Here is a 17,518-nt window from a genome sequence, read left to right as displayed (position 1 = left end):
GATGGGGGGCGGGGTCTGATGGAGCTCTTTCCCATCCACCTGCTGTTCATCGTCGTGCTGATGAACCGCTACATCCTGGGGCCGTTCCTGCGCCGCGTGCGGGGCCGGAGCATCGACCAGGTGGACGAGTCGTACCGGCCGCGCGTCGCCATCGTCATCCCCCTCTTCAACGAGGGCCAGGGCATCTTCCAGGCCGTCCGCAGCCTGCTGGAGCAGGACTATCCCCGCGAGCTCCTGCAGATCGTCGTGGTGGACGACTGCTCCAAGGATGACAGCTACGCGTGGGCGATGAAGGCCGCCGAGGGCCACCCCAACGTGCTCGTGATGCGCAACCCGGAGAACCTGGGCAAGCGCAAGGGCATCAACCGGGGCGTGAAGGCCGCGGTGGACGCGGAGATCATCGTCTCGGTGGACTCGGACGTCATCGTGGACCGCGCCGCCGTGCGCCACCTGGTGCGCCGCTTCACGCACTCGCGCATCGCCGCGGTGGGCGGCCGCACCTACGTGACGAACCGCCACCAGAACTGGCTGACGCGCATGGTGGAGATCAAGTTCCACTTCGCCCAGCAGTGGCTCAAGGACCTGGAGCGCAGCTTCCGTCAGGTGATGTGCCTGTCGGGCTGCCTCACCGCGTACCGCCGCGACGTGCTGCTGGAGCTGGAGCCCATCCTGGAGGCGCGCGCCATCGCGGGCGTGCCCATCAAGTACGGCGAGGACCGCTTCCTCACGCGGCAGATCGTCAAGCACGACTACGAGACGGTCTACACGCTGGACGCGTTCTGCTTCACCGCCGCGCCAGCGACGCTCGCGGGCTACTTCTCCCAGCAGCTGCGCTGGCGGCGCTCCAACCTGGTGGACCTGCTGGGCGGCCTGTCCCACGCGTGGCGGCTGCACCCGGTCATCACCATCCACTACGTGTCGCAGCTCGCGCTGCTGCTCGCCTACCCCGTCGTCATCGTCCACAACGTCCTGACGGGGGAGTTCCTGGACATCCTCGCGTTCCACTTCCTGGTCATCGGCCTGCTGGGAATCATCTACCGGCTGGAGACGCGGCACCTGCCGGAGGAGCGGCGGGTGCATGGAGCGTGCTTCCTGCCCATGGCCCTGCTGATGCCGGTGACGTACGCGCTCTTCACGCCGCTGGCGCTGCTGACGCTGGACTCCGGCAGCTGGGAGACGCGGGGCAGTCCCAGCGCCGTGCCGGCGCCCGGTCCCGTGGCCAACCGCGGCGAGCTTCCGACCGACCCCGCTGGTGAGGGCTCTCCATGAACCAACGCGTCGCCAATCGCATCAACGCCGTGGCCGTGTCGCTCTACAAGATGATGGGCTCGGTGTTGCTGGGACTCATCCTCACGGCCCTCATCTCGTTCCTGTCGGTGCAGGGCTTCTTCCTCTTGAGCCACTCCTGGGCGACGCCGACGGTGATATCGCCCACCGACCCGCAGATCCTCACGCTCAACACCCAGCTCGCCGCGCAGACGTCGTCGCGGGACCACGTGCTCGCGGAGAAGCGCGCGGTGGAGAACCGGATGACGGACGCGCAGCGCACCGTGGCCGCGGAGCGCTCGTTCCAGCAGCGCTTCCTGGTCGCCCTGCGCGGAGAGCGCGCCTCCAAGGACCGCACGGCGAAGCGCCTGTCCACGCTGCGCCGCGAGTACCAGGAGGCGCGCAAGGAGATCCTCGAGTCCAACCGGGCCTACGCCGGCCTGTCCCGCGCGCGCACGGATGCGCTGTATGGCGCCCGGCTGCTGCAACAAGAGGACAAGCTCACCCTCAACCACCACCTGGCGCAGCTGGCGCAGAGCAACCTGTCGCTGGCGCAGACGACGGTGGACCTGGAGACGCGGGTGGAGGGCATCCACCGTGAAATCGCGGGGCTGACGGCGGTGCAGGACGGCACGCCGGACGGGATGACGTCGGACGTGCTGCTGCTGGAGCGCGAGTACACGCACTCGATGCTGGAGCAGGCGCGCGCGGAGGCGACGCTGCGCAGCCTGGAGCACGACGCGAAGGCGCTCGACGACGTGGCCCAGCGCTACGAGGCGCTCATCGCGTCGCTCAAGGCGTCGCCGTACCTGCGCGCCATCGAGAAGGACCTGACGGTGGCCTTCGTGCCGTACGAGAACCTGGGCAACGCGGCGGAGGGCGCGCCCCTGTTCGCCTGCGCCCTGAAGGTCGTCTGGTGCCGCGAGGTGGGCGTGGTGGGGCGGGTGCTGGAGGGCGAGGTCTCCATCAAGCACCCCATCCGTCAGCACCTGCTGCGCGGGGTGATGGTGGAGCTGAAGCTCACGGACGCCGCGTCGGCCCGGGAGGACCTGCTGCACCTGGGCCGCGCGCCCCTGGTGCTGTGAGCCGCGCGCCCATGACGACACGGTGGAGAAGTCCCATGCGGAAGAGCCTGACTTGCGGCGCGCTGCTGTTGCTCGCCGCGCGAACTCCCGTCTCCTGGGCCCAGTCGACGCCCGAGGCCACCACGCTGGAGGCTCGCTTGGAGGAGCGCTCCGCGGGCTACTGCGACTGGGTCCAGGGGATGGGTGACGCGGAGGCCGCGCTGGAGCTGGCGCCGGAGGTGTTCGGGAGCTTCGGCGCGGTGAACACCGGCGAGGCCGAGGGCGGCACCGCCCTGGGCAAGCCCAAGCTGCGCGTCACCGCGGGCCTGAGCTACGACTTCGTGGGCATGTACCGCGGACGCACCATCCACCGGCGCGCGGCGGCGGAGTGCCGACGCTACCAGGCGCTCTCGTCGCTCCAGGCGGCGGTGCGCCAGGGCTCGGGGCTGGGCGAGGACTCGGCGCTGGAGGCCCGTGCCCGTGTCCTCCAGGACGCCCTGCCCCGCGCGGAGGCGCTCGTCACCGCGCTGCGCGAGGACCTCAAGCAAGGCCGCGCGACGCTCGAGGAGCTCAACGCCGTCCAGGTGCGGCTGGACCACCTGCGCTCGCTGAGCACGGACACGGCGCTGGCGCGGGAGCGGCTGGCCGCACGTCCCGCCTTCGCCCGGGGGCAGCGGCTGGAGACGCTGCTGGAGGAGCTCCGGGCGGCCGATGACGCGGTGGAGTCCGCCGCCGGTGGCCTGCGTCGAGCCCGCGCCTGGCAGCTCAGCGTGCGCGGCGGGTACGACGAGGTCTTCGACGTGGACCAGGACGTGCCGCTCTTCGGGCAGGTCATGCTCACGTACGATCTGGGCCACCTGTGGCAGGGCAAGGCGAACGCCCGCGCGCGCGACGGCCGCCGCCGCGCGACGCTGCATGACGTGGAGGGGATGGACCAGCAGGTCTCCGAGCTGTTGGTGGACCTGCGCTCCCGGCACAGGACGGAGGAGGCCCGGCTGCGCGAGGTCTCCGCGCTGGTGACGGACCTGGAGGGCCAGTTGCGCGACGTGGAGGCGCTGCAGACGCGAGAGATTCGCCGCTTCCGGGACTACCTCCTGTTGGAGCTGGCGAGGCTTCGCGCCGAGCAGGCCTACCTGACGGCCCATGTGGAGGCGCTCACCTCGTTCCTCGGGAACACCCAGCCCTGAGGCGGACCCGCGCGCTCACCTGGCTCCTCACGGCCTGCCTGGGGTCGGGGGCGCTCGCGGCCGCGCCCAGGAAGGCGGACAAGCCCTTGCTGAAGGTGACGGAGGGAGCGACCCGGCAGCGGCCCGACGGTCGGCTCGACGTGGACGGCGCACGGCTGCGAGCCATCCTCCCGGGCTCCGACTCCTCGCGGGCCGAGCTGCGCTTCACACCCCACGCTCCGTCCGAGGAGCAGCGCGCGTTGCAGTCCGGAGCCCAGCGCCAGCAGGTGGGCCTCAAGCTGCGCGCCCGGGATGGCTGCAACGTGGTGTATGTGATGTGGCGCTTCACGCCGAAGCCTGGCCTCGTCGTCAACTACAAGCGCAACCCGGACCTGCACCGCAGCGCCGACTGCGGGAACGCGGGTTATGTCACCGTGCGCCCCACCCGCCGTGTCGCGCTCGGCGCCCCCGCGTGGGGAGAGGAGCACGTGCTGCGCGTCGAGCTCGCCCGCCCCACCTTGCGCGTCTGGGCCGATGACACCCTGGCGTGGGAGGGAGCGCTGCCTGCCGAGGCCTTCTCCTTCGACGGCCCGGTGGGACTCCGCTCCGACAACGTGCGCCTGACGCTCCAGCTCCGCGTCCCACCTCCGTAGGCCCTGCGTCGAGCTTGACCCTGCCGACGCGTGCCAGCGGCTTCGCTGCTGCGAGTGTCGACACGACGCGTGATTTCTCTCGCCAGGAATCAGCAATCCAAGACATCCACCCGTCGCACCTGCGCGGCCCCGCAGAAACACGCTCGTCCGGATTCCAGAATCTGGATCCAGCTCCCAGACAGACACGTCGAGCGTGTGTTTCACGCGGCCTCGAAAACCGCCAACCCAGCCGTGAATCCTGTGTTTCACGCTGGCACCCCGGTTGCTTTTTCGACGGTCCGTGACAGAGCGAGCCCCCCCCGCCTCCGAGCCGTCCCCCCGGCGAGCCACAACTGACTGGGATTCCATGCCCCCCGGCGATTCCCGGGCTCATGGCCTCCGGCCCCAGGTCGTCGCGGACCTCGCGCATCCGTCCCCTCCTCCCGCTCCTTCAGGTATCCCCACCATGTCCAAGACCTCCACTCGCGGCGCCGCGTCGCGAACGCGCTGGGTGCTGCCGCTGCTGATGACCGCCTTCGCGGGACAGGCGCTGGCGGCGCCGGTGCTTCGCCACACGGCGGACCAGCGCGGCGACCTGTTGATGGTGGGCAACACGCTCGCCCACGACTGCGCCTCCAACGTCCCCGGGCCGGTGGTGGGCACCGTCGGGAACTGCGGCTCGAACACCTCCGATGACGCGGTGGATGTCTATTGGACCCTCCAGTCGGGCGTGGCCCAGGCGAACACCTCGGTGACGGCCACGCAGGCGCGCAGCCGGGCGGCGCTGGTGATTCCCCCGGGCGCGGTGGTGACGTACGCGCGCCTGTACTGGGCCGCGCACCTGTCCACCAGCACCAACGCCCGGACGCCGGACACCACCGCCGAGTTCGGCCGGCCCGGCGTCTTCACGCAGATGCTGACGGCGGATGTCTCGCACAGCTACGCGCCGAGCGGCCGCTACATCTACGAGTCCTCCGCGGACGTCACCACCCTGGTCGCCACGAACGGCTCGGGGGTCTACGAGGTGAGCGACGTCGACTCCGCGCCCCTCGCCAGCGTCAACAGCACGGACACGTTCAGCGCCTGGGCGCTGGTGGTGTTCTACCGCCACCCGGACTCGCCCATCCGCAACCTGACCTTGTTCGACGGCATGGACTACGTCAGCAATGGCAACCCCCAGACGGTGACGCTGTCTGGCTTCAACGTGCCGAGCTCGGGCTTCGACGCCAAGCTGGGCGTGCTGGCCTTCGAGGGCGACGCGACGCGCACCGGCGACCAGTTCCGCGTCAACGGCAGCAACATCTCCGACGGCGCCAACCCGGTGAACAACTTCTTCAACAGCACGCGCTCGGTGCTCGGCACGCCCGCGAGCCACGCCGACGACCTGCCCCGGCTGACGGGCGCGTCGGCGAGCATGTCCGGCGTGGACATGGACGTGGTGGACATCACCAACCACGTCTCCGGCGGCGCCACGTCCATGACCGTCACGGCGACGTCCTCGGGTGACTCGTACATCCTCGGCGCCTTCGCGACGTCCATCGCCACGCTGCGTCCGGACTTCACCAACACGTACAAGACGGCCACGGCGGTGAACCCTCGCGCGGACGGCTCGCTGCGCGGCGGCGATCTCATCGACTACACCATCGTCACCACCAACACCGGTGACGACGTCAGCATCGAGACCATTCTCCGGGACCCGCTCCCCGCCCAGCTCGCCTATGTCCCGGGCTCGCTCGAAGTCCTCACCGGCCCCAACGCGGGCCCCCTCACCGACATCCAGGGTGACGACGTGGGCGAGGTCAGCCCCACGGGGGTCATCACGGTGCGGCTGGGCACGGGCGCGACGAGCACGCTGGGTGGCAGCCTGCAGCTCAACCAGAGCACCAGCATCCGCTTCCGCGCCGTGGTGAACCCCGCGGCCTCCGGCGTCATCGCCAACCAGGCCACCATCACGGCCCAGGGCGAGCGCGGCGCGCCGGCCAGCTCCGCGAGCAGCTCCCCCTCCCCCAGCACCACCGGCCCGACCAACATCGTCGTGTCCGTGCCGCCCGCGCCCGTCGTGACGGCGCCCTCGAACGGGAGCACCCTGGGGACGAACCAGCCCGGGTTCACCGGCACGGCGGAGCCCGGCAGCACCGTCAGCGTGGTGATTGGAGGCGCGGTCGTCTGCACCGCCCCGGCCCACCCCACCACGGGCGCCTGGTCCTGCACGAGCAGCGCGCTCCCCGACGGCGCGCACACCGCCACGGTGACCACGAGCGACCCGGCCGGCAACACCAGCCCCGCCACCACGGTGAGCTTCACCACCGACACCGCCGCGCCCGACACGAGCCTCCTCACCGGCCCCGTGGGCACGGTGGCGGCGCCGGGCGCGAGCTTCACCTTCGACTCCAACGAGAGCGGCGTGACGTATGAGTGCAGCCTGGACGGCGCGGCCTTCACGGCCTGCACCTCGCCCACCAACTACACGGGGCTCGCCCAGGGCTCCCACACGTTCCAGGTGCGGGCCCGGGATGCGGCCGGCAACGTGGACCCGACGCCCGCCAGTCGCACCTGGGTGGTGGACACCGTGGCGCCGGATACGACCATCGTCAGCGGCCCGAGCGGCCTGACGAACAGCGCGAGCGCGACGTTCGACTTCAACTCCAACGAGCTCGCGGTGACGTACCAGTGCTCGCTGGACGGGGCCCCCTTCGCGGCGTGCACCGACCCGGTGACCTTCCCTGGTCTGTCTCAGGGCAGCCACACCTTGCAGGTGCGGGCGGTGGACGCCGCCGGCAACCTCGACGCCACGCCCGCCAGCCGGACCTGGACCGTGGACACCGTGGCGCCGGACACCAGCATCACCTCGGGCCCGACGGGGACGACCCACTCGAACAGCGCCACGTTCACCTTCACCTCCACGGAGTCGCCCGCCCTCTTCGAGTGCAGCCTGGACGGTGGGACCTTCGCCGCATGCACCACGCCCGCGACCTTCAACAACCTGTCCCAGGGCAACCACACGTTGGCGGTCCGCGCGCGTGACAGCGCGGGCAACGTGGATGGAACGCCGGCCACGCGCACGTGGACGGTGGACACCGTGGCGCCCGAGACGACCATCGTCAGCGGCCCATCCGGGACGACGGCCTCCACCGAGGCGACGTTCGACTTCGACTCCAACGAGAGCGGCGTGACGTACGAGTGCGCGCTCGATGGTGCGACCTTCACCGGCTGCACGGACCCGATGACGTACACGGGGCTGTCGCAGGGCAGCCACACCTTGCGGGTCCGCGCGCGCGACAGCGCCGGCAACGTGGACGCGACGCCAGCCACCCGCACGTGGACCGTCGACACGGTGGCCCCCGACACGGCCTTCGCGAGCACGCCCCCGGCCGTGTCCAACTCCGCGGTGGCCCACTTCCAGTTCAGCTCCAACGAGAGCGGCGTGAGCTACGAGTGCCGCCTGGACGGCGCGGTGATGTTCACCGCGTGCTCCGCGTCGCAGAGCTTCCCGGCGCTCGTCCAGGGCAGCCACACCCTGGAGGTCCGCGCGGTGGATTCGGCGGGCAACGTGGACCCCACGCCCGCCGTCTACACGTGGACCATCGACACCACCGCGCCGGACACCACCCTCTCGGGCGGCCCGGCGGGGACGACCTCGGACACCGGCGCGACGTTCACCTTCACGTCCACCGAGAGCCCTCAGACGTTCCAGTGCTCGCTCGACGGGGCACCGTTCACCGCGTGCACCAGCCCGACGTCGCTCTCGAACCTGGCGGATGGCTCGCACACCTTCGCGGTTCGCGCCGTGGATGCCGCGGGCAATGTGGACCTGACGCCGGCCACACGCACGTGGACGGTGGACACCCTCGCGCCGGACACGACCATCGTCAGCGGCCCGCCGAGCCTCTCCGCTTCGGCGGACGCCGGGTTCACCTTCAGCGCCACCGAGACGCCGGTGACGTTCGAGTGCTCGCTCGACGGTGGGACGTTCGCCACCTGCGCCGCCTCGCAGTCCTTCCCCGGCCTCTCGGACGGCGCGCACACTCTTGCGGTCCGCGCGCGTGACAGCGCGGGCAACGTGGACCTGACGCCCGCGACGTACGCGTGGACGGTGGACACCACCGCGCCGGACACGAGCATCGCCAGCGGGCCCTCCGGCCTGACGAACAGCGACAGCGCGACGTTCGGCTTCGACAGCACGGAGTCCGGCGTCACCTTCGAGTGCTCGCTGGACGGCGCCACGTACGTCGCCTGCTCGAACCCCGTGACGTTCGACGACCTGTCCCAGGGCAGCCACACGCTCACCGTGCGCGCCCGTGACAGCGCGGGCAACGTGGACCCCACGCCGGCCAGCCGCACGTGGACCGTCGACACCGTGGCGCCCACCACGACGTTCACCAGCACCCCGCCCTCCATCACCAACGCCACCTCCGCCACCTTCGGCTTCGGCAGCGACACGGACCCGGTGACGTATGAGTGCTCACTGGACGGCGCGACGTTCATCACCTGCTCCAACCCCCGCACCTTCACGGGCCTCTTGGAAGGCAGCCACACCCTGGCGGTCCGCGCTCGCGACACGGCGGGCAACGTGGACGCCTCGCCCGCGACATACACCTGGACCGTGGACACGACGGCGCCGGATGCGCCCGTCATCGACACGCCCGCCAACGGCGTCGTGGTGCCCACGCAGCGCCCGGTCATCTCCGGCACGGGGACGGCGGGCACGCTGGTGACGGTGAGCGTGGATGGCATCGTCCTGGGCACCGCGCCCGTGGATGCCCAGGGCCGCTGGACGTACCCCCCCGCCGTGGACCTGGGCCAGGGGCTCCACACGGCCACGGCGACGGCCACCGATGCCGCGGGCAACGTGAGTGACGACAGCGCGCGCTCCGAGTTCACCGTGGACACGGTGGCTCCCGACGCCCCGGTCATCGCCACGCCGGCGGACGGCACCACCATCGCCACCGCGACGCCCGTCTACTCCGGCACCGCCGAGCCCTTCGCTCAGGTGACGGTGGAGGTGGACGGGGACGTGATTGGCACGGTGACGGCGAACATCGACGGCGAGTGGAGCCTGCCCAGCCCGACCGCGCTAAGCGAAGGTCTCCACACGGTCGAGGCCACCGCGACGGACTCCGCGGGCAACACCAGCGAGACGGCGTCCAACGGGTTCGACATCGATTTGTCCACGCCGGAGACCTTCATCGACTCTGGCCCCGCGGTCTTCACGCGCGAGACCGCGGCCACCTTCGTGCTCCGCATGGAGAACGGCGGCGTCTCCTTCGAGTGCAGCCTGGATGGCGCGGCCTTCACGCCCTGCACCAGCCCGCTGAGCATCACCGGCCTCTCCGAGGCCACCCACGTCCTCGCGGTCCGCGCCGTCAACGCCCTGGGCACGGTGGACCCGTCGCCCGCGACGCACACGTGGACGGTGGACCTGCAGGCGCCCTCGGCTCCTGTCGTCGTCTCGCCGGCGAATGGCGGCACGGTGGGCACCGCGACGCCCACCATCACTGGCACGGCCGCGTCGGACAGTCAGGTCTATCTGGAGGTGAACGGCGCCACCTACGGCCCCATCTCCGTGACGTCGTCCGGCACGTGGACCTTCACCTTCCCCACCGCGCAGCCCGAAGGCCCCCTCACGCTCACGGCCGTCGCGGTGGACGCCGCGGGCAACACCTCCGATGCGACGTCCCACGGCTTCACCATCGACCTGACGCCGCCGGAGACGTTCATCGAGTCCGGACCGGACGCGCTCACCCGTGAGACTTCTGCCACCTTCGAGCTGCGCTCCGAGGGCGGCGCGGTCGGCTACGAGTGCAGCCTGGACGGCGCGGCCTATGTGGCCTGCACCTCACCCGTGAGCTACTCGGGGATCGCGGACGGTGAGCACCAGCTCCGCGTGCGCGCGGTGGACGCGGTGGGCAACGTGGACGTGACGCCCGCGACCCACACCTGGACGGTGGACACCACTGCGCCGGACACGCTCATCGTGTCCGGTCCGGACTCGCCCACCCGCGCCGTGGATGCCTCGTTCGAGCTCGCCGCCAGCGAGCCGGGCTCCACCTTCGAGTGCAGCGTGGACGGCGCGACGTACGTCGCCTGCACCAGCCCGGCCCTGTTCGAGGGCTTCGCCGAGGGCGAGCACACCCTGACGGTGCGCGCGGTGGACGCCGCGGGCAACGTGGACCCCACGCCCGCCGAGTACACGTGGACGGTGGACCTGACGCCGCCGGCCGCTCCGCTCATCGCGTCGCCCGCCCAGGGCGAGGTGCTGGATGACGGCGTCGTGACGCTCACGGGCACGGCCACGGACGCGACGTCGGTGATGGTGACGGTGGGAGGGACGACCTACGGTCCCATCCCCGTGAATGGCGCCGGTGGGTGGACCTTCACGCCGCCCGTGACGCTGGGCGACGGCACGTACACGGCGGTCGTCACCGCCACGGATGCCGTGGGAAACACCAGCGGGCCGACGAGCGTCACCTTCACGGTGGACACGACGGCGCCGGACACGGTCATCGACAGCGGTCCCGAGGCCCTGACGAACGTGGCCTCCGCGTCCTTCGTCTTCTCCTCGAACGAGTCGCCGGTGACCTTCGAGTGCAGCTTGGACGGCGCGGCCTTCCTCGCGTGCTCCGCCCAGGCGACGTTCGACAGCCTCGCGGACGGCGCGCACACCCTCGCGGTGCGCGCGGTGGACGCGGCGGGCAACGCGGACGCGACGCCCGCGGAGCACTCGTGGACGGTGGATACCCAGGCGCCCGCCGTGGACATCGACACGCCCGCCGAGGGCTCGGTGTCGAGCGTCGCGACGGTGACGTATTCGGGCACGGCGGAGCCGGGCAGCACCGTCACCGTGACGGTGGACGGCACGGTGCTGGGCACCTTCGAGGTGGATGGCTCGGGTATGTGGACGCTGACGGGGAGCGCGCCGCTCGGCGAGGGCTCGCACACCGTCTCCGTCAGCGCGACGGACGAGGCGGGCAACACCAGCACACCCGTCGTCCACACCTTCACCGTGGATGCCGAGCCGCCGCAGACGGCGTTCACCCAGACGCCGCCCACGCTGACGCGTCAGTCCTCGGCCACCTTCGGCTTCAGCTCGGACGAGTCCCCGGTGACGTACGAGTGCAGCCTGGACGGCGCTCCCTTCGGCGAGTGCCAGAACCCCTCCGAGCTGACGGACCTGACCGACGGCGAGCACACGCTGGGGGTCCGCGCGAAGGATGAGGACGGCAACGTAGACCCGACGCCCGCCTCGTACACGTGGACGGTGGACACCCAGGCGCCGGACACGCGCATCGTCAGTGGTCCACCGCTCACGGAGGCGCCCGCCGACGCCACGTTCGTCTTCGAGTCCACCGAGCCCGGCTCCACTTTCGAGTGCAGCCTGGACGGCGCGACCTGGACGCCGTGCACCAACCCTGTGGCCTTCACGAACCTGGCGCTCGGGGCGCACACCCTGGAGGTCCGCGCGGTGGACGCGGCGGGCAACGTGGATGGCTCGCCGGCTTCCTACGCGTGGGTCATCACGGCCGACTCGGATGGTGACGGCCTGACGGACGCGGAGGAGGTCGCGCTCGGCACGGACCCGAACAACGCCGACACGGACGGCGACGGCCTGCCGGACGGCATCGAGGTGAAGGTCGCTGGCACGGACCCGCTCGATGACGACACGGATGACGACGGTCTCCTGGATGGCAACGAGGACGCCAACCACAACGGCCTCGTCGATGACGGTGAGACGGACCCGAAGAAGGCGGACACGGACGGCGACGGGCTGACGGACGGCCTGGAGCTGGGCCTCACCGAGCCGCAGGGCACCGACACGGACCCGGCGCGCTTCACGCCGGACGCGGACCCTTCGACGAAGACGGACCCGCTCAACCCCGACACGGATGGCGGCGGCGTGCGCGACGGCATCGAGGACGCGAACCACAACGGCCGCGTCGACGCCGGCGAGACGGACCCGCTCTTCGCCCCCGACGACGTCGACTCCGACATGGACGGCATCGATGACGCGACGGAGCTCGCGCTGGGCCTCGACCCGCGCAACGCGGACTCCGACTCCGACGGAGTGCCGGATGGCGTGGATGGCATCACCGACACGGACGGGGACGGCCTCATCGACGCGTTGGACCCGGACAGCGACAACGACGGCGTGCTGGACGGCACGGAGCTGGGCGTGACGCGCGAGACGGCGCACCCGCACACGGACCAGACCTCGCCGAACTTCCGTCCGGACGAGGACCCGAGCACCACCACCGACCCGAAGACCCCGGACACGGATGGCGACGGGCTGACGGATGGCGAGGAGGACACCAATCACAACGGCCGCGTCGACGCGCGGGAGACGGACCCGAACAACCCCGACACGGATGGTGACGGCCTGCCCGACGGCATCGAGGTGAAGGGCGAGAACCCCACGGATCCGCTCAATCCGGACACGGACGGGGATGGCCTGCCGGACGGCGAGGAGGACGCGAACCACAACGGCCGCGTCGACCCACGCGAGACGGACCCGAACAACCCCGACACGGATGGGGGCGGCGCCAGTGACGGCGTGGAGGTCGCAGACGGCTCGAACCCGCTGGACGGCAATGATGACTTCCTCATCGCCGGAGGCGGCTGCAGCACCGGCGGCGCGGCCACGCTCGCGCCGCTGGCCCTGCTGCTCCTCGCCCTGCCGCTGCGTCGCCGGGCGCGTCGCGACGGATGAGCCACCGAGGGCTCCGGCGGCCATGCGCCACCGGGGCCCTCGACGTCAGTTGATGGGATAGGAGTGCACGAAGAGGAACACGAGCATGCCCTGGAACAGGGCCATGCCCAGCACCACGGGCCCTCGCAGCGCGGGCCGGCGCGCGAGCCACGCGCCCAGCGGCAGGAACGCGGGCCACACGGCCGCGCTGTAGCGCCCCAGGCCCACCAGGCCCACCGTCCACAGCACCAGCATCAACGGAATGCCGAACGCGGCCAGCGGCCACCACCGGCGACGACGCGTGAGCAGGAGCGCCCCCATGCCCGGGATGAAGGACACCGCCACGTAGAGGCTGACCTCGGGCGCCCAGTCATCTCGGAGCCACCACGTCCCGAGCCCCGACCACGCGCCCGACCACTCGCCGGCGCGGACCTTCCACCACAGCTGCGGGTCGCCGAACTTCCACGCGAGGAAGACGAAGTAGAGCGACGTCACGACCAGCGGCACGGCGAGCGCCAGGATGTCGCGGTGGAACCACGCCTTGAGCCCGCCGCCGCGGGAGCGCAGCTGCTGATAGAGCAGCGAGAGCCCCGCCACGAGGGACAGGTGACGTGACAGTCCGCCGAAGCCCAGCGCGAGCGCCGCCCACCAGTGTCGCCCTCGCACGCTGAGCAGCACCGCGAGCGCGGTGAGGAACACCATCCACGACTCCGGGTAGCCCGCGGACTGGAAGAAGGCGAACGGATAGGCGGTGAAGACCAGCAGGGCCGCGCGGGCCGTGTCCTCGTCCTCGAGCGCGCGGAAGAGCCGATACAGGACGATGAGCCCGAGCAGCCCGGCCACGTTGGCCACCAGCACCAGCGACACCTGGATGCTCAGGCCTGTCGCCTCATGGACCAGCCGCCCCAGCATGGGCAGCAGCGGGAAGAAGTTGGTGGCCTGGGGGCGCTCATAACCCTGCCGGGCGATCTCCGTGTACCAGCCGCAGTCCCAGCGGCAGAACGCATCCAGTCCCGCCGGGCCGGTCTGCTGGAACGGTGGGCGGTGCAGCCGGTTGTCGAACACCAGCGACACCCGCGCGAGCAGCAGCAACGCCAGCCGACTGAAGAAGAAGAGGCTGACGGGGAACGCCAGCTCCGAGCCCAGGGCCCGGAGTCTCACCCGCCAGGGCGCGGGACGCACGGCCTCTTCGGTGACAGGAACGTCCGTGGACATGCGGTCGAGGAATCCCGAGGTGCGAGAAGGGGCGACACCCTACCCCACTCCGGCCCCCATGGCAGCGCCTCCGCTCCGCGCGGAAGCAGGCTGCGTCCCCAGCCCCCTCTTGTCCGAAGCAACCCGCGTCAGTCCTTGTGGGTGGCACACCTGTCTGCCTATTCCTGGGCGGCCGCCTGCGGCGCGGGCTTGGGGCCGTTCTTGGCCGCCTCGAGGATCTTGCGCAGGCGCGTCTGTGCGTCGTCCTCGGGGAGTATGCCGGCCTGCTCCTCGATGGTGGCCACCTTCTTCTGCATCCGCGCCTTCTGCAGCCCGGCCACGGCCTCGCGTGAAGGCAGGTTGGGCCCGAGCTGGTCGAGGACCACGGAGCGGGTCTTCGCCGCCGTGTTCCTCACGACCTGTTCGTTCTGGAAGAGGGTGCCCTTGTCCTCGGCCTGCGACGTACCGGTGCCGTATGCGGAGATGACCTCGCCGCGCACGGTGAAGGCCTTCATGGAGACGAGCTTGCCGCCGCTCGTGCCCACCGCGTCGGAGAGGAAGACCGCCGGGAAGACCCACACGTCCGGGGAGATTCCCTTCCCACGGGCCGCGTCGATGCGCTCCTCGGCGGAGGCCCCCGGGCGCAGGCTCGTCGAGGGCAGGCCCTTCACGGGGACGATGCGCAGCCGCGAGTCATGGGACAGCTCGCCCAGGAGCATGGCCTCCAGCTTCTTGCGGTCCACCGACTGGGAGAGCTCCTCGGAGACGGAGGTCTCGAACACGGCGACCTCGATGACGTCCTGGGGCGCGCGAAGACATGTCAGCTCCGGGGGATGTGGCCGGGGGGACTCGTGGCCAGTGAGTGCGCTGAAAACGCGCTCTCCCTGGAAATATTCAGGGGCGCCTGTCTGCCTCGTTCAGGGCGGTGGTACCGTGGACCTTCGCGCCCACGAAGCGCTCGGAGGTCCGCGTCATGCGAGGACGAGGTGGATGGATTGCCGTCACCGGGCTGGCGGTCTCGCTCTGCGCGGCGGCGTTGGTGCGACAGGAGTTGACCCGCGCCGCGCCTCCGCCCGCGTCCACCCCCGCGCCGCTCCCCGCGCCGGTGAAGCCTTCCGTCCCCAAGGAGTCTCCACCGCGCCTTCCTCCATCCCTGGACGGCAGGGGGAAGGCGCAGGTCCGGGTGGTCTCGGCGAAGGATCAGCGACCGCTCCCAGGCGCCACGGTGGCGCTGCTGAGAGATCCCATCGACGTCTCAATGCCAATGGAGACGGCCGTCACCAACGCCCAGGGCATCGCGCTCTTCTCCGAGGCGCCGACGGGTGTGGTCCACCTGTGCGCCCGAGGTGTCGGACACGGCGAGGCCTGTGAGCACGACCTCGGGCTCGTCGCGGGCGGGAGCATCTCCACGGTGCTGGCCTTGCCTCCAGGGGCGACGCTCAGCGGACAGGTGCGCAACCTGGATGGCACGCCCGCGGTGGGCGTGAGGCTGATGGCGCTCAGCGTTCCATCCCACCCCCGGCAGATGCCCACCCAGGCGGTGACGGATGCGAATGGCCGCTACATCCTGGACGGCGTCACTCCAGGCACGGTGCGAATCCATCCATTCACGGCCGAGGCCCAGGCCCATCCGCGTGAGGCGGAGGTCCAGGCCGAGGCGTGGGCGACGCTGGACATCCAGCTCGCGGGCTTCACCCCGGTGACGGTGAAGCCCCGGCGCAGCCGCAGCGCCAGGTGGCGCCACTTCCAGCCGGCCGCTGACGACGCCATCGATGCCGTGTCGGTGGGCGTTCCCCTGCGACGACAGGACGACGGCACGTGGACAGGCCTGGTCGAGGCCGGGAACCACACCGTCGCCGTCACGGGCTACCACGGGTGGCGCGACTTCCACGGCGGGAAGGAGGTGGCGCTGAAACCCGGAGAGCCCGCGGTCGTGCAGGTTCCCTACGACCCGAGTTCATTCCACGTCATCGGCCCACCGCATGCGCCCACGCCCCGGTACTTCGAATTCGCCGGACACGTCCTCTTGCCCGACGGCACGCCGGCGCAGGGAGCGCGCATCGCGGTCGCGCAGCCGCCGACGTACTGGCTCCGCTGCGGGAACACGACTCCGACCTACCATCACGTCCGGTTCGAGGGCTCCGGCTTCGCGGTGAAGCCCGCCGCCGGACATCGGACCGTCCATGCGTGGCTCGACGATGGTCGCTCCGGAAGCGTGACGGTGGAGGGCAAGGAGGGCGAGCGCATCGTCGCCGACATCCGCCTGGAGGACACGGGCGCCGTCGTGGGCAGCCTCGACCCGCCGGCCGAACCCTACTTCGCACAGTGGCCCTCCGTTCGTGTCTGGGATGACGACGACCGCCCGCTCAAGCGCATCACCGGGGACGGACGCTTCATCATCGCGGGGCTTCCGCCGGGCGACCACGCGTTGAGCCTGGAGCAGGACCCCAAGCGGCATGCCTTCGTCATCCATCCCGGGCAGCGAACGGACCTGGGACACCTGCGGTACGAGGTCTCCCAGTAGGGGCCGTCGCGTTGCTTCGACTTCGTCAGGACCCCGTGCGTCGCATGGGCGGTGGCCACGTGCTCGGTGCATTGGTAGCCGAGGGCCACCGTGTCGATGCCGAGGAGCACGGGGAGATGGCCAGGTACTCCGGGCCTCACGCGGCGCGCTCCAGCACCCAGACGCCATAGGTCACCTTCCCGAGCAACAGGAAGATGTTCCACTCGTCATAGGCACACAGCACATCGAGCGCGTCGGCCCCCAGCCGGGACTCCATCTGCTTGCGCGCCCGCCGCACCTTCGCCAGCCGGAGCGCGTGGCGAGCCATCCCCTCGTCGAGTTCCTCCAGGTACGGCGAGCCCTCGTCCGTCGTCGTGCCGAACTCCACGATACGCAGCCCGGCGGCAGCGCAGGCCGCCGACATCCGCTCACGTGACAGCGTCGCGGAGTTCAACCCCAACCGCCAGGTGACGCGCTCCGCCTCGCGAGGCTCCAGCAGCTCCGTGGCCAGCGCGCTGCAATTCATCATCGAACCACCCGGGCGAAGGACACGCGCGCACTCCTTCATCGCGCCCTCCAGGTCCTCGGCGTGGTTGAGCATGTCCAGACACCAGACGAAGTCGACCGAAGACGTCTCCAGCGGCAGCCGCTCGATTCCGCCCCGCGCGAAGCTCACCCGCCCCTCCACCCCTTCCCGTCGGGCCCGCTCCGCCGCGAGCGACAGGTTCTGCTCCAACGGGTCCACCCCGACGACGTGCCCCTCCAGCCGTCGCGCCAGCGCCACCACCTGACGCCCCTTGCCACACCCGACGTCCACCACGCGCGAGCCCTTCCCCACGCCCCGCCGCGAGGGAATCGCATCGAGGAGCTCCGACATCGGCCGTCCACCGGGCGACGCGTCCAGATACGCATACCGCGTCCCCTCCTCCTCCAGGAATGGCCAGAGGAAGTCATAGAACGCGGCGATCCGCTCTTGCAGGGTCGACATAAGACAGACACCCCAGCAGACC

10 protein-coding genes are annotated in these 17,518 nt (G+C 70.8%); 6 read left to right on the top strand and 4 right to left on the bottom strand.

Annotation, left to right across the window (positions count from 1 at the left end):
• Nucleotides 1–18 precede the first annotated feature (18 nt).
• The 5 genes from VZQ01_RS39165 to VZQ01_RS39145 all read left to right on the top strand — a co-directional run bounded on the left by VZQ01_RS39165 (nucleotide 19) and on the right by VZQ01_RS39145 (nucleotide 12,832).
• The gene (locus tag VZQ01_RS39165; protein ID WP_426746175.1) at nucleotides 19–1,269 is read left to right on the top strand and encodes a glycosyltransferase family 2 protein; all 1,251 of its coding nucleotides are present in this window, start codon (nucleotides 19–21) and stop codon (nucleotides 1,267–1,269) included.
• Complete coding sequence (locus tag VZQ01_RS39160) at nucleotides 1,266–2,351, top strand: hypothetical protein (RefSeq protein WP_426746174.1); 1,086 nt, start codon at nucleotides 1,266–1,268, stop codon at nucleotides 2,349–2,351. The genes VZQ01_RS39165 and VZQ01_RS39160 overlap by 4 nt, the downstream gene beginning before the upstream one ends.
• A 35-nt stretch (nucleotides 2,352–2,386) precedes the next feature.
• The gene (locus VZQ01_RS39155) at nucleotides 2,387–3,517 is read left to right on the top strand and encodes a DNA repair protein RecN (protein ID WP_426746173.1); all 1,131 of its coding nucleotides are present in this window, start codon (nucleotides 2,387–2,389) and stop codon (nucleotides 3,515–3,517) included.
• Between the two features lie 95 nt (nucleotides 3,518–3,612).
• Nucleotides 3,613–4,149, top strand: coding sequence for a hypothetical protein (locus VZQ01_RS39150; RefSeq protein WP_426749025.1), 537 nt, complete (start codon nucleotides 3,613–3,615; stop codon nucleotides 4,147–4,149).
• A gap of 445 nt (nucleotides 4,150–4,594) precedes the next feature.
• A complete protein-coding gene (locus tag VZQ01_RS39145) occupies nucleotides 4,595–12,832 on the top strand; it encodes an Ig-like domain-containing protein (RefSeq protein ID WP_426746172.1) in 8,238 nt (2,745 codons plus the stop codon).
• Nucleotides 12,833–12,877: 45 nt separating this feature from the next.
• On the opposite strand, the gene VZQ01_RS39140 is transcribed toward VZQ01_RS39145, so the two are convergent.
• The 3 genes from VZQ01_RS39140 to VZQ01_RS39130 form a co-directional block, all read right to left on the bottom strand.
• Nucleotides 12,878–14,026: a mannosyltransferase family protein gene (locus VZQ01_RS39140; protein WP_426746171.1), complete on the bottom strand. Its 1,149-nt coding sequence runs from the start codon at nucleotides 14,024–14,026 to the stop codon at nucleotides 12,878–12,880.
• 158 nt (nucleotides 14,027–14,184) lie between these two features.
• On the bottom strand, nucleotides 14,185–14,787 hold the full coding sequence (locus tag VZQ01_RS39135; RefSeq protein WP_426746170.1) for a hypothetical protein: 603 nt from the start codon (nucleotides 14,785–14,787) through the stop codon (nucleotides 14,185–14,187).
• 112 nt (nucleotides 14,788–14,899) lie between these two features.
• Nucleotides 14,900–15,130 carry a hypothetical protein gene (locus VZQ01_RS39130; protein ID WP_426746169.1) on the bottom strand — a complete coding sequence of 77 codons (231 nt, stop codon included), beginning with the start codon at nucleotides 15,128–15,130 and terminating at the stop codon, nucleotides 14,900–14,902.
• A 133-nt stretch (nucleotides 15,131–15,263) separates the two neighbouring features.
• On the opposite strand from VZQ01_RS39130, the gene VZQ01_RS39125 reads away from it, so the two are divergent.
• Nucleotides 15,264–16,529 carry a carboxypeptidase-like regulatory domain-containing protein gene (locus VZQ01_RS39125; RefSeq protein WP_426746168.1) on the top strand — a complete coding sequence of 422 codons (1,266 nt, stop codon included), beginning with the start codon at nucleotides 15,264–15,266 and terminating at the stop codon, nucleotides 16,527–16,529.
• Between the two features lie 136 nt (nucleotides 16,530–16,665).
• On the opposite strand, the gene VZQ01_RS39120 is transcribed toward VZQ01_RS39125, so the two are convergent.
• Nucleotides 16,666–17,496, bottom strand: a complete 831-nt coding sequence (locus VZQ01_RS39120) for a class I SAM-dependent methyltransferase (protein ID WP_426746167.1) — start codon at nucleotides 17,494–17,496, stop codon at nucleotides 16,666–16,668.
• Nucleotides 17,497–17,518 lie beyond the last annotated feature (22 nt).

The organism is Myxococcus faecalis (assembly GCF_050039385.1).
In the GTDB taxonomy this organism is placed as follows: domain Bacteria; phylum Myxococcota; class Myxococcia; order Myxococcales; family Myxococcaceae; genus Myxococcus; species Myxococcus fulvus.
Note: the sequence above shows the minus strand (reverse complement) of the source record. Positions and strands in the feature narration are given on the sequence as shown.